The organism is Beijerinckiaceae bacterium (assembly GCA_004564215.1).
Lineage (GTDB): Bacteria > Pseudomonadota > Alphaproteobacteria > Rhizobiales > Beijerinckiaceae > Methylocapsa.
In genome coordinates, this window is sequence record CP024846.1 from 1,727,952 (window position 1) to 1,748,061 (window position 20,110).

Here is a 20,110-nt window from a genome sequence, read left to right on the forward strand (position 1 = left end):
TCATTCTCCCTGTTATCGTGGGCGTACGATCCTTGTGAACGGGCGCGCTGCGATACCAGGACCCATCCCCACTTTCGGGATCATGCTCTAAGCGCTGCACTGAGGCGCGCCCTGTCGGCATCGTGGCGAGCTATGCCGAAGCGTAGCCAAGTCGGTCGTTCCTCGAAACGCCGAACCAAAATCCCCTTCGACGCCAGAAGTTCGAAACAACTCGGTGCATCATCGTGCCGCGCGAGCCGGAACAGAGGTGTGCCGCCAATCGAGGTAAAACCGGCGGCTGAAAGAATCACCTCAAGCGCCGCGGCATCCGCCTCCAGCTTGGCCCGGGTCGTTGCAAGCCAGGCCTTGTCCAGCAAAGCTCTTGTGCCGAACTCAATCGCAGCGCCCGAGACGGGCCAGGGACCGAGAGCGGCGCGCAATCGCTCCGCCAATGATTTTGGCGCGAGCGCGAAACCAAGCCGAAGTCCTGGCAGACCGTAAGTCTTGCCGAAAGAGCGCAATGCGATGGTGCCCTGCGCGGGCATCCGCGGAACGACGCTGGCGCCGGGTTCAAGAAAATCGATGAAGGCTTCATCAACCAGCAGCAAACCCTCATGCGCGGACATGGCCGCCGCGAGGGCGTGGAGATCGGCGGCGGTGACAAGGCGTCCATCTGGGTTATTGGGATTGACGACGATGGCGACATCCGCGTCAGCCAGACCGGCGAGATCGGCGGCGGTTGTGATTTCGGCGCCATTGACCGCCCAGCTCCGCGCGTACTCGGAGTAAGTGAACCCCAAAATCCCGACCCGCCGAACCGGCAAAAGATAGGGAAGCCAATTGATGACGGCCTGGGTGCCCGGCGCGGCAACCACCTCCATCCCCGCCGGAACCTGATAGGCGCGGGCCGCCGCTTGTTCCAATGCGCGCAACGCCTGGGGTTCCGGCAGCCGGGTCGCGCTCTCCAACGAGAGTTCCCCGCACGGATAAGAATAAGGGTTAATGCCCGTCGAAAGATCGAGCCAAGGCTCCGGCGCCTTGGGGTAGGCCGCCCGCGCGGCCGCCAGGTTGCCGCCATGACCCACAAGCGCTAAGCGCTGCAAGTCGGGGAGAGGACAATCAGCCATGGAACTTGCTGCGACCTTGCCGCTCGCGGCGCTTGCCGTCGCGATCGAAGCCTGCCTTGGCTATCCGCAAGGTGTGTTTCGCGTCATCGGTCATCCGGTCACCTGGATCGGCCGATTGATCGCGCTCACCGACCGCTCCTTGAACCATGCGGATCAATCCTTTGCGATGCGGCGCGCCCTGGGCTTCGTCGCGCTCATTCTGGTTTTAGCGGTCGCCGGAGGCAGCGCCACTCTCATCGGTCTTGGTTTGGCGCCCGTCTATCTTCCGGTCGGCTTCCTGCTGACAGCGCTTATCGCTTCGAGCCTCATCGCGCAACGCAGTCTGCATGCCCATGTCGCGGCGGTCGCCGCGGCGCTCCCCCTTGGATTGAACGCTGGCCGCGCGGCTGTCGGGAAAATCGTCGGCCGCGACGTCGAGACGCTCGACGAGGCCGGTATCGCCCGCGCGGCCATCGAGAGCCTTGCTGAGAATTTTTCCGATGGGGTCGTTGCGCCCGCCTTTTGGCTGGCGCTCGGCGGTCTCCCCGGCGGCTTTTGCTATAAGGCGATTAACACCGCCGACAGCATGATCGGACATCGCACCGCGCGCTTTGCGGCGTTCGGCTTCGCCGCGGCCAAGCTCGACGATGTCGTCAACTTCATTCCCGCTCGGCTTTCGTCCCTTTTCATCACGATCGCCGCTTGGTTCGTGCCGGGAGCTTCATCAGGAGACGCTTGGCACACGCTGCGAAAAGACTCGCGCGGACACGCCTCGCCCAATGCCGGATGGCCGGAAGCGGCCTTCGCCGGCGCCCTCGGCCTGCGGCTCGGCGGTCCGCGTCTTTACGGCGAAGCCAAAGTCGAGGACTCTTGGATTGGGGCCGGCACGAGCGAAGCATCCTCTGAGGACATTCGACGCGCACTCGCGCTTTATCGATCCGCGTGCGCCGTGCACTGGTCCGGTCTCGCGCTTACGGCGCTGCTTATCTGGCAAGTGCAAGTGTAAGAAGACGGTCGAGATCAACATGCGCTTCAAGATGCGCGGCGACGGCGTCGAGCGCCCGTTCAAGAGTCTCTTCATAAGAGATAGCTGAGCCCTTGCCGCCCAGGCGGGCCATAAGCGCAGTCCGTTGCGCCGCTTCCGCGAAAAGACCATGCACGTAGCAGCCGCTGACAAGGCCATTGGCCGAGGTCGCGCCATCGCCGCGCCCGTCGGAGAAGCGCACCAGGGGCCTTTCGCAATCCGGACCATAACTTCGGCCAAGATGCATTTCATAGCCGGCGAAAGCGGCCGCATCCCATCGCCCAACACCCCTTACCGGCGCCAGCGTCTTTTCGCTGGTGAAGATGGTTTCGATGTCGAGAAGGCCGAGGCCTTGCGCCTCGCCGGGCGGACCCTCGATGCCAGAGGGATCGCGCAGAGTTTTGCCAAGCATCTGATAGCCGCCACAAAGGCCAAGCACATGGCCCCCGCGCCGCAGATGCGCGAAAAGATCGATATCCCAGCCTTCGCACCGAAAGGCCGCAAGATCGGCAATCGTCGTTTTCGAGCCCGGCAGGATGATAAGCGCGGCCTCGACCGGCAGGGGTTCTCCGCTCCGAACCATCACCAGGCGGACGTCGCTTTCCAGCGCGAAAGGATCGAGATCATCGAAATTGGCGATCCCCGGCAAAATCGGCACGGCAATGGTAATGCGCCCGTCTCCCGGCGGCTTTCGCGCCGCCAGCCCGAGGGAATCCTCGTCGGGCAAGCGCGCGGCCGCCGCACAAAAGGGGATGAGCCCGAGCCCCGGCCAGCCGGTGCGCTCTTCGATCAAGCGCATGCCCTCCGCGAACAAGGCCGGGTCGCCGCGGAATTTGTTGACGAGAAATCCTTTGACCATGGCCGCGTCCATCGGCTCGATCACGGCCTTGGTGCCGACGATCTGGGCGATGACTCCGCCGCGATCGATATCGCCGAGCAGAATTACCGGAACATCGGCGGCGCGGGCAAAACCCATATTGGCAATATCGTGTTTGCGCAGATTGATCTCCGAGGCGCTTCCGGCCCCTTCGACGAGAACAAGATCGGCCTCTTCGCACAGCTTTGCGAAGCTTTCGAGCACAGCCGGCAGAAGTTTTGGCTTCCAGTCTTGATACTCACGGGCTTGCGCTTGGCCGATGAGGCGGCCGCGCAGGATGATCTGCGCGCCATTGCCGGTCTGCGGTTTCAACAGGACAGGATTCATGTCGACGCGTGGGGCGACGCCACAAGCTCTCGCCTGGAGCGCCTGGGCACGGCCGATCTCGCCGCCGTCTTGAGTCGCAGCGGCATTGTTCGACATGTTTTGCGGCTTGAACGGGAGAATTTTCAGCCCCCGAGTGCGATAGGCGCGGCAAAGTCCCGCGACAATCAGGGACTTGCCGACGTCGGAGCCGGTGCCTTGCAGCATCAGCGTCTTGGCCTGACGCGCTCCACTCAGAATTCGATTCCCTCTTGCGCCTTCACGCCCGCCGCGAAATGATGCTTGACGAGGCTCATCTCCGTCACGAGATCAGCCTGCTCCAGCAATTCCGGCTTCGCATTGCGCCCCGTGACGACGATATGCAGATCGGGCCGGCGGGCTTGCAGCGCCCCCACAACCTCGGCTATCGACAGATAATCGTAGCGCAAGGCGATATTCAATTCATCGAATACGAGAAGCTTGTATTTGGGGTCGGCCATCATTTCGCGCGCCTTCGCCCAAGCCGCCGCCGCCGCCGACATGTCCCGCGCACGATCCTGCGTCTCCCAGGTAAAACCTTCCCCCATCGTGTGCCATGCCAGCAGATCCGAAAAGCGGTTCAGCGCCTGGCGTTCGCCGGTTTGCCAGGCGCCTTTGATGAATTGCACGACGCCGCAGGGCCACTCATGGCCGAGCGCGCGCAGCAAAAGCCCGAAAGCCGCCGTCGACTTGCCCTTGCCTTTGCCGGTGTGAACGATGAGGAGGCCTTTTTGGATAATCTGCTTGGAAGCTACCTCGGCATCCTGAGCAGCCTTGCGCTTTTCCATCTTTTGCCGGTGGCGAAGCGCGTCCAAATCATCTGCTTGCTGGGTCATCTTTGCCTCGGCAAAGGGGCGCCGCTTGACTGTCTTGCAAGGGTCGATGTCTGCTGACACCGGTCGACGACGAGGCTACCCTGGCCGCCCCATAAACGCCGCCATGCAACAGTTACGGCCCGGGCTTCTCGGCGGTCGGCTGCGGTTTGCGCGCGATCGTTATCGTGTCAAAGGCGCCCTGGAACGGCCAACGCAGGAAATAGCTGAGAAGATAGGCCGGCCCTGAAAGAAGGAGAAGACTGTTTTTCCGCCGCAACCGCGCGGGAAGGAACCAGAGCCGCTGAATTTCCACGCTTTCCCAAGTGGATAAAAGAACCTCAAGGCCGGCATCTTCGGCCAGGGCCTTCATGCCCTCCGGGTAGATCCGCCAGCAATCGACGGGCGCCTCATGGTAATGCCAGCTCACCGGATTAATCGTGATGACAACGCCGCCGGGCTTGCAAATGCGGGCGAGTTCCGGAAACCACCGCCAAATCTTTCGGACATGCTCAATGACCTGACCTGAAATGACGACGTCATAGGCATCGCTCGGAACCGGGAAATTATATTCGTCTTTTGAAACATATGTTGGCGGAATCGCGAAATCCGACCCGATCTCCAGCGTATCCCATTTCGCCGCCTTGGCACCGAAGAGCTTTTGATAGTCCGACGGAGGACCGCTCGCGCCGATCTCCAATACGGAGCAACCTGGCGCAAAGAACTCCTTGCCGTATTTTTCAAGAATGAGGCAGCTGTTCCTGTGCATGAAAATTAGGTGCTGTATAATTCCTTTATGGTCAAGTCCCATTCGTTTTTGGCCTGCGGCCTAGCTCTCTTGTCATCGGAATTTGGCACCGCCTTCATCTTCTACCCGTGGCGAATCCGAAAATTGCCGATAAGGCGACGCCGTTCGCCCACGATTGACACATCCGCCAGTCCGTCTAGTGTCTCATCTGCAACGGTCCCTCTCTTCGAGGGGTAAAAGGGAATGTGGTGCGGCGCTTCTTTGCGTTTGCAATCCACAGCTGCCCCCGCAACTGTTAGCGGTGAGCCGTGCGCCGATATGCCACTGGGATGCCGGGCAACCGGAACCTGGGAAGGCGGCGCAGGGCGACGATCCGCGAGCCAGGAAACCTGCCGTGCGATCGACCACTGGCCGGCGGGGTGCTCCGGCCTTATCGTCGATGCTGGCGAGCTTGCCCCGGCAAAGGTGGCAGTCTCTCCCGGCGCTCCGCAAGCAGCACCCGCCCAACGACAAGGACCGGGTGCCCATATGAGCAGTGTTTCCAAAATCCCGGCGACGATCATTACCGGCTTTCTTGGCGCGGGGAAAACGACCCTCATCCGGCATCTCCTGGCAAATGCCAAGGGTCGCCGCCTCGCATTGGTGATCAATGAATTCGGCGATATCGGCGTCGACGCAGGCATATTGGACGGCTGCGGCGACGTTGCTTGCGGCGCGGAAAGCATCATTGAGCTTGCCAACGGCTGTATCTGTTGCACGGTCGCGGATGATTTTCTGCCGGCCATCGAAAAGCTCCTCGCCCTCGATCCCCTGCCCGATCATATCGTCATTGAGACCTCCGGCCTTGCGTTGCCGAAGCCTTTGGTCAAGGCATTCGATTGGCCGGAAATTCGCGCCCGCTTAACCGTCGATGGTGTCATCGCGGTGGTCGATGGCAGGGCCGTGGCGGACGGACGCTTCGCCGATGATCCGGCCAAATTGGCGCGCCAGCGGCAGGCCGATCCTTCGATCGCGCATGACAATCCGCTTGAAGAAGTATTTGGCGATCAAGTTCTCTGTGCCGATCTCATCATCCTCAACAAGGCCGATCTTATCGCCCCGGACGAGCAGCGTCGCGTTGCCGCCGACATCGCGGCTCTCCTTCCGCGCGCGGTCAAAATCCTGCCGGCCCATGAAGGGCGCATCGATGCGGCGATCCTGCTCGGTCTCGACGCTGCGGCGGAGGACGATATCGCCGCCCGCCCCTCATGCCACGACGACGAGCCGGACCATGATCACGATGATTTCGAAAGTGCCGTCTTCGAGATCGGCGTCGTCGATGACGGCAACGGGCTCATGCAAAAGCTTGCCGAAATCGCCGGGCGCCACGATGTGTTGCGGATCAAGGGTTTCGTCGAGATCCGGGGCAAGCCTATGCGGCTTCTCGTGCAAGGCGTCGGCAATCGCCTTCAGCAGACGTTCGATCGTCCTTGGCGGCCCGAGGAGAGTCGCAAAGGCCGTCTTGTGATCATCGGCGAAAGAGGCCTCGACATGGCTTCGATCGCAACCTCGCTGGCGAGCGGAGTGTCCTGATCCATGCATCTTTTGCCCGTTGAGACGCGATCGCTCGACGAAGCCGAGGCTGCCGTCGATCTTGGGCAGACACCGGGCGACCTCGTGTTTCTGTCTTTTTCGGATAGCGATCTCGCGATGGTCGCGGCCGCCGCCACAACGCGGAGCCACGGCGCGATGAGCTTGCGCCTGGCCAAACTCGGCGCGCTCAAACATCCTTATTCGGTTGATCTCTACATCGAGAAAGTTGCCAGCCAAGCTCGCTTCGTCCTGGTGCGGCTTCTCGGCGGACTCGACTATTGGCGTTACGGGATCGAGGAGCTTGCCCGCGCGGCGCGGGCAAGAAATTTCGCGCTGGCTGTCGCACCTGGCGATGGGATGGAGGATTTTCGTCTCGATGCCGCCTCGACGGTGTCGGCGTCGGTCCTGCACCGCATCCACGCCTCGTTCCAAAGCGGAGGCGTCCAGCATATCGCCGCGCTTCTCGATGAGATTGAGACTGCGATACACGCACCGTTTGCCTGGCCCGAGGCGCCAGCCGTGGCCGCGATCCCGGCGGCTGGACGTTTCGAAGCCGGCTGTCGGCAGTTCGAGGACGCGAAGGGTCACGCGCTGATGATCTTCTACCGGTCCTACAGGCTGGCCGATGATACGGGCCCCATCATCGCCTTGGCGCAAGCGCTCGCCGCGCGGGGGCTCGGCGTGACCTCATGCTTCGTCACTAGCCTGAAGGATGCCGAAGCGATTGCCACAATCGATGCGGAAATTGCACGAGCTCGTCCGGACGTCATCATCAATACGACGGGTTTTTCGGCACGCCTCGACACGGCGACAAGCGTTCTTGACCGTGCCGACGTGCCGGTCCTCCAGGCGATTTTCTCCGGGGCGAGCGAGCCGCAATGGCAAGCAAGTTCGCGGGGCCTCGCCGCCTCCGACCTTGCGATGCATGTCGTCCTCCCGGAAATGGACGGGCGGCTGATCACCCGGGCGATCGCGTGCAAGGCGGAGTCGGCCCATCATGCCGACCTCGAATTTACCCCCCTGGTCCATGCCCCATTGCCTTCGCGCATTGGCTTTGTCGCCGATCTCGCCGCCGCCTGGGTGAATTTACGCAAGACGCCGCGCGCGCAGCGCAAGATCGCCTGCATTCTTTCGGATTATCCCGGCAAGAGCGGCCGCGGGGGCTACGCCGTTGGCCTCGACACGGCCAAGAGTGTCGCCTCGATTGCCGAGTCCTTGCGCAACTCCGGATATGACATCGGGCCGCTCCCGTCCGATCTGATGCGTTGCCTCGAAGAGAAGAGTGTTACCGAACATCTGACCCTTGCCGATTATACCTTGGCCCTCGACGCCCTGCCCTCCGCTTTCGTGCAATCCGTCCGGGCCGCTTGGGGCGAGCCTGAAGCGGAGGCCGATCATGACGAATTTTGTTTTTCCGTGCTGCGAGCCGGAAATTTGCTCGTCGCGTTGCAGCCGGATCGCGGGACCGCTTCCCATCGCAAAGCGGAGTATCACGATAACGCGCTGCCTCCCTGCCATTCCTATGTCGCCTTCTATCTCTGGCTCCGGCAGCGAGAAATGATCGATGCGATGATCCACTGCGGTACGCATGGCACGCTCGAATGGCTTCCGGGCAAGGCCGTGGCGCTGAGCGAGGATTGCGCACCGGAGACGGTGCTCGGCGCGGTGCCGGTCATCTATCCTTTCATCGTCAACAATCCTGGCGAGGCCGCGCAAGCCAAACGGCGCATCAGTGCCGTCACCATCGGCCATTTGACGCCGCCTTTGACAACCGCCGGAAGCCACGGCGCGGCGCTTGAGATCGAAACCCTGTTCGATGAATATGTGATCGCCGAGGCGCTCGATCCGAAGCGCGCGCGGCTTCTCGCGCAAGCGATCCTCGAGCGCGCGCAGGAGACCGGCGTGCTGCAGGACAGCGGACTCAAGGATGGCACAGATCCGATGGCGGCCTTGCGGCATCTCGACGGCTGGCTCTGCGACCTCAAGGAGATGCGCATTCGCGATGGCCTGCATGTGTTCGGGCAATCACCGCAGGCGAGCCTGCGGGATGCGACCGCGATGACGCTCGCGCAAACGGCCGGCTGCGCGCAAGCGGAAAAAATTGGCGCGCTCATCGAGCGTTGCGGAGAGAGAGAAAGTGCGGGGCTCATCGCTGCCCTCGATGGCTGCTTTGTCGCGCCCGGCCCCGGCGGCGCACCCTCGCGGGGACGCGTCGACGTGCTGCCCACCGGACGCAATCTTTACGGGATCGATCCGCGCGCGGTGCCGACCCGTACCGCCTGGGAGATTGGTCAGCGCGCCGCCCAAGCGGTTCTCACGCGCCATGCCCAGGAGCATGGGGAATGGCCGCAGCGGATCGTCATGGATCTTTGGGCCAGCACCACGATGCGCACCGGCGGCGACGACCTCGCCCAGGCCTTTGCCCTGATGGGTGTCAAACCAAATTGGGACAATGCAACTTCGCGCGTGATCGGCTTCGAGATTATCCCGCCGGCGCGTCTTGCCCGGCCTCGGGTCGACGTGACATTACGTATTTCCGGGCTTTTCCGCGATGTCTTTCCGGCACAGATCGGCCTGTTCGACCAGGCGGTGCGGGCCCTGAGCGAAAGCGGTGAAGACGACGAGATCAATCCCTTGGCCGCCGCGCGCCGCCTGATGTCGACAAGTCCCGTACGTATCTTCGGCGCGGCGCCGGGCAACTATGGGATCGGCCTGACCCGCGCGATCAATGCCAACGCCGCCGCCTCCCGTGAAGATCTCGGGGAGCGTTATCTAGCCAGCGCGCCTTATGCCTTTAGCGGGACGCAAGGAGAAGGTGCCGCCCATCCAGGCTTCAGCGACAGAGTTGCAAGCGCCGATGCGCTTGTGCACGTCCAGGATCAGGACGAGCAAGACATCCTCGACTCCGACGCGTTCATCGATCATGAAGGCGGCTTTAGCGCCGCGGCACGAATGCTCGGCAATGCTGCAGCGGTCTATCATCTCGATACGGCACAACCGGACGCCATAAAAGTCCGCACGTTGAGCGAGGAAATCGCCTGGGTTGTACGCGCCCGCGCAAGCAATCCGCGTTGGATCGCAGGTCAAATGCGCCATGGCCATCGTGGCGCCGCCGAAATTGCCGAGACTATCGATCATCTCTTTGCCCTCGCGGTCATGACGGACATGGTAGCGAGCCACCATTTCGAGCTATTGTTCGACGCAACCCTTGGCGTGTCTGCGGTGCGTGATTTTCTTGTCGCGGCCAATCCAAAGGCGACACGGGCTATTGCCGATCGATTTGAAGCGGCCCTGGAGCGGGGCTTTTGGCAGAGCCGCCGCAATTCGACGCTGGCCTGCCTCGCCTCGCTACGGGAGACGCTCGCATGACAAGAGCCCTTCTTGTCAGCAAAGAGCAAGCCACGCTCCGCAAGGGCTGGTGTCCCGGCGTGTTGCGCCCGATGCAAGCGAAAGACGGTCTTCTTATCCGTCTAAGGATCAGCGCGGGAACCCTTTCCGCACCTGTCCTACGCGCACTTGCCCGGGCAGGGCGCGAGTATGGCAATGGGCTCTTCGAACTCTCGGCACGAGCCAATCTGCAAATGCGCGGGATCAGCGCGGAGACTTACCCTCGGCTCGTCGAAACGCTCGACAAGCTTGGCCTCGCCGATGCGGATGCAGCAGCCGAAGCGGTCCGCAATGTTTTGATCAGCCCGCTTGCGGGGCTCGACGGGCAGCTGGATGTAAGAGAAACTGGCAAGGCCCTCGAAGCCTTGCTCGTCACCCGCGCTGATTTGCACGCGCTGCCGGGAAAATTCGGAGTCGTGATCGACAATGGCAGCGTTCTCTCGCTGGCCAACATTGGCGCCGACATCAGGTTCGATTGGGCCGGAGAACGAAATGGCCAATGGTTCGACGTCGTGATCGGCGGACGGGCCTGCGATGCAACCTATTTGGGACGTTGCGAGCTACATGAAATTCCAATCCTTGCCGCACGGCTCGCATCGCTCCTCTGCGATCCGCCGCGCCGGATGCAGGAACTGATGCAAATCCGGGGGAGCCAGGCAATCGGCAGGGAGGCCGGGCTGAACCTTGTTCCGGCCCGCCAGCGCGATGCGACCGAGGATCCGTGTCCCATCGGCATGCTGCGGCCGTTCGAAAACTGTTTTGGAGTCGGCGCAACGTTTGGGCGACTCAACGCGAACATGCTCGACGCGCTGGCACTCGCAGCCGAAAAATTTGGGGGTGGCGAGATCAGGCTCACGCCGTGGCGCGCCGTCATTGTGCCGCATATTCAAGTCGCTCAAGACGCAGCCTTGCGCGCCTATTTCAAGGCGCATGATTTTATCGTAGACCGCCAGGACCCGCGCCTTGCAATCGCCTCATGCGGCGGCATGGACGCCTGCGAGCGCGGCACCACCAAGACCCACACCGATGCCCTGGAGCTGATGTTTGTCGCGCGGCGACTGCGAAGCACCGGGATCGCGCTGCATGTGTCGGGCTGCGCAAAGCTGTGTGCGCGGCACGCCGCGACACCCTATACTCTCATCGCTCACAACTCACGCTATACTCTCGCTAGCGACGCGACGGTGGGCGACAATGAGAGCAACGATGCCGGACTTAGTCTGGCCGAAGCAAAAACAATGATGGAAACCATGGCGCGCAAAGCGACACAAAAGAGAGAGCTTGAGGGCCCATGACAGCGGCACAAAAAACCAGCCGCTTCACCTATGTCCGGGACGGCGCCGAGATTTACAAGCGCTCCTTCGCGACGATCCGCGCCGAGGCCGACCTTACTCGTTTCACGCCGGAGGAAGAGCAGGTCGCGGTGCGTATGATTCACGCTTGCGGGATGATTGAAATCGCGGCGGATCTGATGTTCTCGGAAGGAGCGGTGCAGCATGCCCGCCAAGCGCTTCAGCGTGGAGCGCCTATCCTGTGCGATTCCAAAATGCTGGCGCAGGGCATTATCGCAGCGCGTTTGCCACATGCCAACAAGGTGATTTGCACCCTTGAGGATCCCGCCGTTCCATCGCTCGCGAAAGAGATCGGCAATACGCGGAGCGCCGCGGCGCTGGAACTTTGGCGTGACAGGCTCGATGGCGCGATCGTCGCGATCGGCAACGCGCCAACTGCCTTGTTTCATCTTCTCGATATGCTCGATGAGACTACCGCGCGTCCCGCCTGCATCGTCGGTATGCCGGTCGGCTTTGTCGGCGCGGCGGAATCGAAGGAGGCGCTCATTATGGACAATCGCGCGCCCTTCGTCACGATACGCGGACGCAAGGGTGGAAGCGCGATGGCTGCTGCAGCCTTGAACGCCATTGCGAGCGCAGCCGAATGAGCGCCGCATCGGCCGGCCGGTTGTTTGGCGTCGGGCTTGGTCCCGGCGACCCCGATCTTGTGACGATCAAGGCTGCGAAAATTATCGGTTCTTGCCAGGTTGTCGCCTTTTTCGCCAAGGCGGGGACGCGCGGAAAGGCCCGCATCATTCTGGATCGCTGGCTCAGCGGGCACTCTCTGGAATTGCCGCTTTTCTATCCGCTGACAACGGAAATGCATTTTTGCGATCCCGCCTATGTCGAGCAATTGCGGGCCTTCTACAAAGCGGCGGAAGAGGCCATTGCGGCACATCTTTCGGCCGGGAGCGATGTCGCCCTGGTGTGTGAAGGCGATCCGCTTTTTTATGGCTCTTTCATGCATCTTTATGTCCGGCTGAAGGATCGTTTCAGTATCGAGATTATTCCCGGCATCACCGGCATGTCGGGCTGCTGGAGCGCGGCAAAGGCGCCCATGGCATGGGGCGACGATGTCTTGAGTGTCGTGCCCGGCACGCTGGCGCACGCGGCGCTCGTTCGCCATCTCGGCACCAGCGATGCCGTCGTCATCATTAAGGTTGGTGCCAATCTTGCCAAGATTCGTGCCGCGATCGTCGAGGCCGGGCGGCTTCCCAGCGCGATCTACGTTGAGCATGGGATGAGCGAACACCAGAAGATTCTCCCACTGTCCGCAAAGACCGACGATCACGCGCCCTATTTTTCATCGATCCTCATCCCGGGCCAAGGCAGGCGCCCATGACATTTCCGCGCGGAGGGACTTTGAGGATCGTCGGTCTCGGCCCCGGCGATGACGCATGGATCACGCCCGAAGCTTCCGATCTCATCGCCACCGCGAGCGACCTTGTCGGATATGCTCCCTATCTCGAACGACTGCCGATCTGCCAAGGGCAGACACGCCACCCAAGCGGCAACAGAGTCGAGTTGGAGCGCGCGCGGCTGGCGCTGGGATTAGCCGAGGAAGGCCGGAAAGTGGTGCTCGTCTCCGGCGGCGATCCGGGGGTCTTCGCAATGGCGGCGGCCGTTTTCGAGGCTATCGAAGAGGGCGATCCGGCCCGGCGCGACATTGACGTGGCGGTCTGTCCTGGCATCTCGGCGATGCAGGCGGCGGCGGCACGGATCGGCGCGCCTTTGGGGCATGATTTCTGCGCGATCTCATTGTCGGACAATCGCAAGCCCTGGGCGCTGCTGGCAAAGCGGCTCGCGGCGGCGGCGGAAGGGGATTTTGTGATCGCGCTTTACAATCCGGCTTCCCACGCGCGGCCGCAACGCATCCATGATGCCTTCGCATTGCTGCGCGGACTGAAAGCAGGCCAAACCCCAGTCGTCTTCGCCCGTGCGGTGGGACGGCCTGACGAAGCCATTTTCGTCGCGACGCTGGCCGACGCAGACCCAAGCCTCGCCGATATGAGCACGCTTGTTATTGTGGGATCGAGCCAAACCAAAACAATCGCGCGCAAAGGCAAGGCGCCGTTCGTCTATACGCCGCGTGGGGCCGAGCCATGACGAAGAATCGAGGCCAAAACCTCGACCGGATCGTGCAAGACGAGGCCCGAAGCTTGCGGCGGCCGGGCGACCATGATGACCGGAAGCCTGAGGTTTCGCGCTGCGAGGATTTTGGCGTAAGTCGCCGTCCCGCCGCTGTTCTTGGTGACGATTACGTCGATCGCATTCGCGCGCAGCAGGTCCTCCTCCTCCGCGAGCGCAAAGGGACCGCGCCCCAGGATCACGCGATGGCGCGGCAAACCAGGCACGGCAGTCTGCGGCTCGATGGCGCGAATGAGATAGAAATGCTGCGGCGCCGCCGCGAACGCATCGATCTGCAACCGGCCGATCGTCAGAAGAACCCTCTTCGGCTCTGGCCCGAGCGCGGCGGCGGCGGCCGCCATATCGGCGACCTCGATCCAGGAATCGCCGGGTTGCGGACGCCAGGCGGGACGCGAGAGAACCACGAGCGGTATTTTCGCGCGAGCCGCGGCGATATCGGCATGACCCGACATTTGCTCGGCGAAAGGATGCGTCGCATCGACCAGCACGTCGATGCGCTCACTTTCAAGATAGGCACGGAGCCCCTCTGCCCCACCGAATCCGCCGATTCGATAGGGGATGGGCGGCGCATGCGGTGCCTTGGTGCGGCCAGCGAAAGACAATATGGACCAGACGTCGCTTCGCTCCGCCAGAAGATCGGCCAATTTGCTCGCCTCGAAGGTTCCGCCCAGCACGAGAACCCGCATCGCTCCTCCCCCGCGCCTTTGCCAGGGCTATCATGAATTCGCCGCGCGCCCCCGAAAAATGGCTTTCATTGATCGGCATCGGCGAAGACGGCATCGAAGCCCTTTCTCCTGCCGCGCGAACATTGCTTGCGCAAGCCCAATTGATCGTCGGCGGCGCCCGCCATCTGGCACTCGCCGGCCCGCTCGGCGCCGAGACCATGACTTGGCCCTCGCCTCTTGCCGGCGCAATTCCCAAGATTCTGGCTCGGCGCGGGACGCCGGTCTGCGTGCTTGCCTCCGGCGATCCGTTCTTTTTCGGCGTCGGCACGCTGATCGGTAGCCATGTTCCAGCCGTTGAAATGAACTGCCTTCCGGCCCCATCGGCATTCAGTCTCGCGGCGGCAAGGCTGCAATGGAGCCTGCAGGATTGCGGCCTCATCTCGCTGCATGGGCGCGAGTTGGAGCGGATTATTCCGGCGCTCCAACCGCGGGCACGACTCCTTTGCCTGTCATGGGATGAAACAACCCCACGACGCCTTGCAAAGCTCCTTTGCGAAAAGGGCCTTGGCCAATCGCGTATCGTCGTGATGGAAGCGATGGGCGGACCACGAGAGCGCCTGCGCAAGACGACCGCCGAGGCTTTCGCAATCGATTCGATCGATCCCTTAAACCTTGTGGCGCTTGAAATCACAGAGACTGCGCAATCTCACATTGTACCACTCGCCAAAGGCCTAGCCGATAGCTGGTTTGCAACCGATGGACAGCTCACCAAACGGGAGGTCCGCGCCATTACGCTTTCCTCGCTGGCACCGAAGCGGGGTGAGCTTTTGTGGGACGTCGGCGCGGGGTCCGGATCGATTGCGATCGAATGGCTGCTTTGCGATCCCGCCAATCGTGCCATCGCCATTGAAACGCGCGCGGATCGCGCGGACCGCATCTTGGCCAATGCCGCAGCGCTTGGCGTGCCGCAACTCGAAGTCGTCACGGGCACGGCGCCTGCTGCCTTCACGGATCTGCCGCAACCCCAGGCCATCTTCGTCGGCGGTGGGGCGAGCGACCCAAAGCTCCTCGATGCCGCATTCGCCGCGTTGGCGCCCGGAGGAAGGCTTGTCGTGAACGCCGTGACGCTCGAAACCGAGGCCGAACTCAGCCGCCGGTTCAAGGCCCTGGGAGGCGAATTGCTACGGATAGAGATTTCGCGGGCGGATCCCATCGGAGGTTTTCATGGCTGGCGGCCGGCGCGGCCGGTTACGCAATGGGCGGTGACGAAGCGATGAAGCATCACGATCCACATCAAAATGAGAGCACGCTCGCCATCGGAATTGGATGCAGAAAAAATTGTCCCAGTGAAGCGATCATCGCTCTGGTGCGCCGTGCCGTCACCTTGGCTGGATGCGAAGGCAGCCCCGCGACATTGTTCGCGCTCGACGTCAAATCCAAAGAGGCGGGACTTTCCGACGCTGCGCAGACTTTGCGCCTGGAACTTGTTTTTCTCGGCGCAGAGGTTTTGCGGCAAGCCGCGCCGCGCGCCTTGACCCATTCGCCGCGCATTGCGCAAATGTTTGGACTTCCGTCAATCGCCGAAACCGCCGCGCTGGCCGGAGGCGGGCCATCGTCCACCCTGCTCGTCCCGCGGATCAGCGCAGCAGGCGCAAGCTGCGCGATCGCCAAGAGGAAGCCATGACGGTTCATTTTATCGGCGCGGGTCCAGGTGCCCCCGATCTCATCACGATACGCGGGCGCGATCTGATTGCAAGCTCGCCAGTCTGTCTGTTTGCTGGCTCGCTCGTGCCTTCCGCTTTGCTCGCCGATTGCCCAGAGGGCGCCCGCATCCTTGATACCGCCGCGATGAATCTTGAAGAGATTTGCGCGGAATTCAAGCGAGCGCATGAACTCGGCCAGGACGTCGCGCGGCTTCATTCGGGCGATCTTTCGATATGGAGTGCGCTTGGCGAACAAATGCGGGCACTCGATCGTCTAGCAATTCCCTATACGATCACGCCGGGCGTGCCCGCATTCGCAGCCGCTGCCGCCGCCTTGGGGGTTGAACTTACCTTGCCGGAAGTCGCGCAATCGCTGGTCTTGACCCGAACTCAGGGACGCGCCTCGTCCATGCCGGACTCGGAACGGCTGGAGTTTTTCGCAAAGACACGGACAACACTCGCCATCCACCTCTCCATCCAGGCAATTGATCGGGTGGTCGCGGATTTAACTCCCTTCTATGGCGCCGATTGCCCGGTCGCGATCGTATTTCGGGCCTCATGGCCAGATCAAAAAATTCTGCGCGGAACTCTCGCCTCGATCGCCTGCGAGCTGAAAGATGCGCCGATGGAGCGCACGGCGCTGATTCTTGTGGGGCCGGTGTTGGAGCCACGCGATTTTCGCGACAGCGCCCTTTACGATCCGGATTATCAGCGCCGGTTTCGAGAAAAATCTCAATGAACCCGCCGAAAAGGCGTTCGGGCGACGAGACCGCCCTCTCGATCGAAAATTACGACTTCAAGCACGATATTGCTGTCCCGCAGGGGCTTGGCTGCCGTTTGCCAAGCCGCTTCGGCAACCGGGGACGCGATGTCAAAACCTTCCGCCTGCGCGAGATCCAGAATCTCCTTGGCGGTATTGGCGCTATTCACCTGCGCGATGAATTGATGGCCGGCGCCCGCGACCGCGCAAAGTGCCGCAAGCCAGGAAAAATCGACTTCGCCACGGCGCGAATGGAGGTCAAGAAGACCTTGTCCGAGCTTGGTCATTTTGGCAAAGCCTCCGGCGATCGTTACCTTGGCAACTTCGTGCCGGCGCAAATACTTCAGCATGCCGCCGACGAAATCTCCCATTTCGATCAGCGCAATTTCCGGCAGCCCATGCAAGGCCTTGATGGCGGCCTCCGAGGTCGAGCCGGTCGAGCCGGCGATATGGTCGAGGCCAGCGGCACGAGCAACGTCGATGCCCCGATGAATCGTGTCGATCCAGGCCGCGCAGGAAAACGGGACAACGATCCCCGTCGTTCCGAGGATCGAAAGACCGCCTATAATGCCGAGACGCGCGTTAAGCGTTCGCTCGGCAATTTTTTCACCGCCTGGGATCGAAATCTCGACCAGCACGTCGCCGGCGACTTCGTAGCTGCGGGCAACGTCTTCGATGGCCGCGACGATCATCCGGCGGGGAACCGGATTGATCGCCGGCTCGCCCGGCGGCAGGGGGAGGCCCGCGCGGGTCACCACGCCAATACCTTCTCCGGCCCGAAACTGGACGCCGGATTGAGGCGCGCCATGGCGGACGCGGGCGATGACAAGGGCACCATGGGTCACGTCGGGATCATCGCCCGCATCCTTGATGATACCCGCGGTGGCGAAATCCTCGCCAAGCTCCTCGTAAGCGAGCGCAAAAAGCGGGCGCGCCCCGCCCGGCAAAGTGATGGCGACGGGGTCGGGAAAGGCGCCGCTGACCAGTGCCTCATAGGCCGCCCCTGCGGCGGCGGCGGCGCAGGCCCCAGTCGTCCAGCCCTTGCGCAAAGGTACCGCCCGCGCAGAAATTTCGTCAGCTTCGCTCATCGGATGGAAAGCGCCCTCTCGTGACTCCCGGCGGCCATTTTTCAAACAATCTAGCACGCGGCCTCGTTATCGCCGCACCGCGTTCGGGCAGCGGCAAGACCATGCTCAGCCTGGGCCTCATGCGGGCCTTCAAAAACGCTGGCCTTCGCGTCGCGGGCGCCAAATGCGGGCCGGATTTCATCGACCCGGCGTTTCATGCCGCCGCCACAGGAAGACGGAGCTTTAATCTCGACAGTTGGGCGATGCCACCGGCTTTTCTCGACGCGCTCGCCTCTCTTAGCAGCGAAGCTTGCGATCTTATTCTGTGCGAAGGCTTGATGGGGCTTTTCGACGGTGTACCGGCGGCGCAAGGCCGCACCGGATCGACCGCGGATATCGCGGCCAGGCTCGGCTGGCCTGTCCTGCTCGTTGTCGATGTCGGCGGGCAGTCGCAAACAGCGGCCGCCATTGTCAAGGGCTGCGCCAGTTTCGATCCCCGCATCCATATTGCCGGCGTCATTTTAAACCGTGTCGCCAGTGCCCGCCATCGGACGCTCGCGTCCCAAGCCATAGAGACGCTCGGAATAAAAGTTCTCGGTGCCTTGCCGCGCGATGAAAACATACGTTTGCCGGAACGCCACCTCGGTCTCGTGCAAGCTTCCGAAACCGCCGATCTCGATGCCCTGTTGGAAAAGCTCGCCGGTTTTGTGGCTGAACATGTCGATACCGACGCCCTCTTGTCGGCGGCCCGCGCGTCGTCGGAACCACGCGAAAGCGCGCCGTTTGCGCTGGCCCCCCCGGCGCAGAAAATCGCCATCGCGCGGGACGAGGCATTTTCTTTTTTGTATCCGCATATTCTGGCGGGCTGGCGCCAGGCCGGCGCCGAAATCGCTTTCTTTTCGCCGCTCGCGAATGAACCGCCGCCTGACGATTGCGCGCTCTGCTGGCTGCCGGGCGGCTATCCGGAACTCCATGCCGGGCGGCTTTCCGCGGCCGAGGATTTTTTCAAGGGCTTGCGCAAATTCGCCCAAAGCAAAGCCGTCCATGGTGAATGCGGCGGCTACATGGTGTTGGGCCAAGAGCTGACGGACAAGGAAGGCGGGGTTCACAGGATGGGGGGACTGCTGGGTCCTTCCTTCAATTTTGCCCGGCGAAAACTCCACCTCGGCTATCGCGAAGCCCGGCTTGCCGAGGATCACTTTTTAGGGGCGGCCGGGGTCCGCTTGCGCGGCCATGAGTTTCACTATGCGACGATCGAGGAGGCGGCTACGCCCGACCCGCCGTTTGCATTTGTGTGGGATGCCTATGGCGGCAACGAACTTGCGGAAGGCAGTCGGCGCGGCACGGTGACGGGGAGTTTTTTTCATCTTATCGCAGCCGGAGATGGAGGAGAGGCAAAGTGACGAAATTGATTGAAGAAAACGCCGCCTCGCAAGAGGTGCTGGCGGTCTACGCGGACATCAAAGAGACCCGCAAGATCGATTGGATCAATAATTTCTGGAAGGCGCTTGCCACTCATCCGGCGACCTTGAAGCGCATATGGGACAACATCAAGCAGGTCATGGCGCCGGGCGCCCTGGACCCGCTGACCAAGGAGTTGATTTACATTGCCGTCAGCGTCACCAACAATTGCCCCTATTGCATCGCGTCGCACACAGCCGCCGCGCGCAGCAAGGGAATGACCGACCAGCAATTCGCAGAATTGCTGGCCGTTACCGGTCTTGCGAATGAAACAAACCGATTGGCGAACGGATATGGCATTCCGGTGGATGAGCGCTTTCTCAATCCCGGCGGCTGATTAGCAAGACCTCGACGGGTCTGGGCGGTTGCCTTGCCGGACCGAGCTCTTTTTCAGATCAAAACTTGCGAAGAGCTTGGGCGGAACAGCCTATCAATGACGAAAAACTCAAACGGGGAGTCGGGAACAATGTGGCCTGTTGTTCGTTAATTTTTTAGGAGCTGGAGCTGCTGAGCTGGAGGATAAATAGATGCGTGGTCCGCAGAGAGAAAGACGGCCAGTGGATGTCATCGCCTCTGCAATACTCCTGGTGGTGCAAGAAGAGCGCAAAATGGATCCGAGCACCCAGGAGAGACAAATTCTACGCCGGCGCCGGCAGACAAGCCTGCCTCGGAACCGCGGTGAGATCCCGCCCACAAGAGCGTTCCGCCAATTCGGGTAAGCCCGCGCTACCCTATCTTTTGCGAACCCTGTTTGGGTCTTTCCAGAATCCGTTCAGCAGACGAAGAGGAGCGTCTATTGCTCCGGTTCGTCGATTTTTGGAAAAATTTCAATGGATGACGTAGATGAATTTTTGGCCGCCGCTATTCGGACCGCGTGGCTGCAGGTAGACGGTCCAGCTTCCCGATCGCAATATCATATTGGTGTTGAGACAGCCCGGCGGGTGCGTTCGGTTCTTGAGCGCCAAGGGTTTGTCATCACGCGACGGCCGCTGAAGGAAAAGAGCTCGGATTTCGACGGCGTGGATAGATTCGACCCCGTTGCGCCTTCGCTCAACAGCCGACCGATCGCCTTCGAGGATATCGCCGCGCACCCCGGCACAAAAGCGAAAGCTGGAACAAGAATTCTTTAGC

At 61.9% G+C, this 20,110-nt stretch carries 19 protein-coding genes and 1 riboswitch; of the genes, 13 read left to right on the forward strand and 6 right to left on the reverse strand.

Going from position 1 to position 20,110, the window contains the following annotated elements; translation table 11 throughout:
• Window positions 1–80: 80 nt before the first annotated feature.
• Window positions 81–1,106 carry a threonine-phosphate decarboxylase gene (locus tag CU048_08195; GenBank protein ID QBR71266.1) on the reverse strand — a complete coding sequence of 342 codons (1,026 nt, stop codon included), beginning with the start codon at window positions 1,104–1,106 and terminating at the stop codon, window positions 81–83.
• On the opposite strand from CU048_08195, the gene cobD reads away from it, so the two are divergent.
• On the forward strand, window positions 1,105–2,091 hold the full coding sequence (gene cobD, locus CU048_08200) for a cobalamin biosynthesis protein CobD (GenBank protein QBR71267.1): 987 nt from the start codon (window positions 1,105–1,107) through the stop codon (window positions 2,089–2,091). The genes CU048_08195 and cobD overlap by 2 nt on opposite strands.
• Here the strand turns inward: cobD and CU048_08205 are convergent.
• The 3 genes from CU048_08205 to CU048_08215 form a co-directional block, all read right to left on the reverse strand.
• Complete coding sequence (locus CU048_08205; GenBank protein ID QBR71268.1) at window positions 2,069–3,517, reverse strand: cobyric acid synthase CobQ; 1,449 nt, start codon at window positions 3,515–3,517, stop codon at window positions 2,069–2,071. The two genes, cobD and CU048_08205, sit on opposite strands and share 23 nt — an antisense overlap.
• A 26-nt stretch (window positions 3,518–3,543) precedes the next feature.
• Window positions 3,544–4,164 carry a cob(I)yrinic acid a,c-diamide adenosyltransferase gene (gene cobO, locus CU048_08210; GenBank protein QBR71269.1) on the reverse strand — a complete coding sequence of 207 codons (621 nt, stop codon included), beginning with the start codon at window positions 4,162–4,164 and terminating at the stop codon, window positions 3,544–3,546.
• A gap of 112 nt (window positions 4,165–4,276) precedes the next feature.
• On the reverse strand, window positions 4,277–4,951 hold the full coding sequence (locus CU048_08215) for a hypothetical protein (GenBank protein ID QBR71270.1): 675 nt from the start codon (window positions 4,949–4,951) through the stop codon (window positions 4,277–4,279).
• 134 nt (window positions 4,952–5,085) lie between these two features.
• Window positions 5,086–5,300, forward strand: a riboswitch (cobalamin riboswitch).
• A 116-nt stretch (window positions 5,301–5,416) separates the two neighbouring features.
• Between CU048_08215 and cobW the strand changes: the two genes are divergently transcribed.
• Genes cobW through cobJ form a run of 6 tightly spaced genes read left to right on the forward strand, consistent with a single transcriptional unit; the run spans window position 5,417 to window position 13,281 of the window.
• Window positions 5,417–6,460, forward strand: coding sequence for a cobalamin biosynthesis protein CobW (gene cobW / locus CU048_08220; protein QBR72768.1), 1,044 nt, complete (start codon window positions 5,417–5,419; stop codon window positions 6,458–6,460).
• 3 nt (window positions 6,461–6,463) lie between these two features.
• On the forward strand, window positions 6,464–9,829 hold the full coding sequence (locus CU048_08225; GenBank protein ID QBR71271.1) for a cobaltochelatase subunit CobN: 3,366 nt from the start codon (window positions 6,464–6,466) through the stop codon (window positions 9,827–9,829).
• Window positions 9,826–11,139 (forward strand): precorrin-3B synthase, encoded by a 1,314-nt coding sequence (cobG, locus tag CU048_08230; GenBank protein QBR71272.1) that lies wholly within the window; start codon window positions 9,826–9,828, stop codon window positions 11,137–11,139. Before CU048_08225 ends, cobG begins: the two co-directional genes overlap by 4 nt.
• On the forward strand, window positions 11,136–11,783 hold the full coding sequence (locus CU048_08235; GenBank protein QBR71273.1) for a precorrin-8X methylmutase: 648 nt from the start codon (window positions 11,136–11,138) through the stop codon (window positions 11,781–11,783). Before cobG ends, CU048_08235 begins: the two co-directional genes overlap by 4 nt.
• The gene (locus tag CU048_08240) at window positions 11,780–12,517 is read left to right on the forward strand and encodes a precorrin-2 C(20)-methyltransferase (GenBank protein QBR71274.1); all 738 of its coding nucleotides are present in this window, start codon (window positions 11,780–11,782) and stop codon (window positions 12,515–12,517) included. Before CU048_08235 ends, CU048_08240 begins: the two co-directional genes overlap by 4 nt.
• Complete coding sequence (gene cobJ, locus CU048_08245; protein ID QBR71275.1) at window positions 12,514–13,281, forward strand: precorrin-3B C(17)-methyltransferase; 768 nt, start codon at window positions 12,514–12,516, stop codon at window positions 13,279–13,281. The genes CU048_08240 and cobJ overlap by 4 nt, the downstream gene beginning before the upstream one ends.
• On the opposite strand, the gene CU048_08250 is transcribed toward cobJ, so the two are convergent.
• A complete protein-coding gene (locus CU048_08250) occupies window positions 13,254–14,009 on the reverse strand; it encodes a cobalt-precorrin-6A reductase (GenBank protein QBR71276.1) in 756 nt (251 codons plus the stop codon). The genes cobJ and CU048_08250 overlap by 28 nt on opposite strands.
• Before the next feature lie 32 nt (window positions 14,010–14,041).
• Here CU048_08250 and CU048_08255 point away from each other — a divergent pair, with 32 nt between their 5' ends.
• From CU048_08255 to cobM, 3 genes are read left to right on the forward strand one after another with little or no spacing between them, the layout of a single operon-like run.
• Window positions 14,042–15,265 carry a cobalamin biosynthesis bifunctional protein CbiET gene (locus tag CU048_08255; protein QBR71277.1) on the forward strand — a complete coding sequence of 408 codons (1,224 nt, stop codon included), beginning with the start codon at window positions 14,042–14,044 and terminating at the stop codon, window positions 15,263–15,265.
• Complete coding sequence (locus CU048_08260; protein QBR72769.1) at window positions 15,262–15,672, forward strand: cobalamin biosynthesis protein CobE; 411 nt, start codon at window positions 15,262–15,264, stop codon at window positions 15,670–15,672. The genes CU048_08255 and CU048_08260 overlap by 4 nt, the downstream gene beginning before the upstream one ends.
• Window positions 15,669–16,430 (forward strand): precorrin-4 C(11)-methyltransferase, encoded by a 762-nt coding sequence (gene cobM, locus CU048_08265; GenBank protein QBR71278.1) that lies wholly within the window; start codon window positions 15,669–15,671, stop codon window positions 16,428–16,430. Before CU048_08260 ends, cobM begins: the two co-directional genes overlap by 4 nt.
• Here cobM and CU048_08270 read toward each other — a convergent pair.
• A complete protein-coding gene (locus CU048_08270) occupies window positions 16,424–17,539 on the reverse strand; it encodes a cobalt-precorrin-5B (C(1))-methyltransferase (protein QBR71279.1) in 1,116 nt (371 codons plus the stop codon). The two genes, cobM and CU048_08270, sit on opposite strands and share 7 nt — an antisense overlap.
• Before the next feature lie 101 nt (window positions 17,540–17,640).
• On the opposite strand from CU048_08270, the gene CU048_08275 reads away from it, so the two are divergent.
• From CU048_08275 to CU048_08285, 3 genes are all read left to right on the forward strand, one after another.
• Entirely contained in the window at window positions 17,641–18,921 is a 1,281-nt protein-coding gene (locus CU048_08275; GenBank protein QBR72770.1) for a cobyrinic acid a,c-diamide synthase, read from the forward strand.
• Window positions 18,918–19,316: an alkylhydroperoxidase gene (locus tag CU048_08280; GenBank protein ID QBR71280.1), complete on the forward strand. Its 399-nt coding sequence runs from the start codon at window positions 18,918–18,920 to the stop codon at window positions 19,314–19,316. The genes CU048_08275 and CU048_08280 overlap by 4 nt, the downstream gene beginning before the upstream one ends.
• A 493-nt stretch (window positions 19,317–19,809) precedes the next feature.
• Window positions 19,810–20,109, forward strand: coding sequence for a hypothetical protein (locus CU048_08285; protein QBR71281.1), 300 nt, complete (start codon window positions 19,810–19,812; stop codon window positions 20,107–20,109).
• Window position 20,110: the final 1 nt, after the last annotated feature.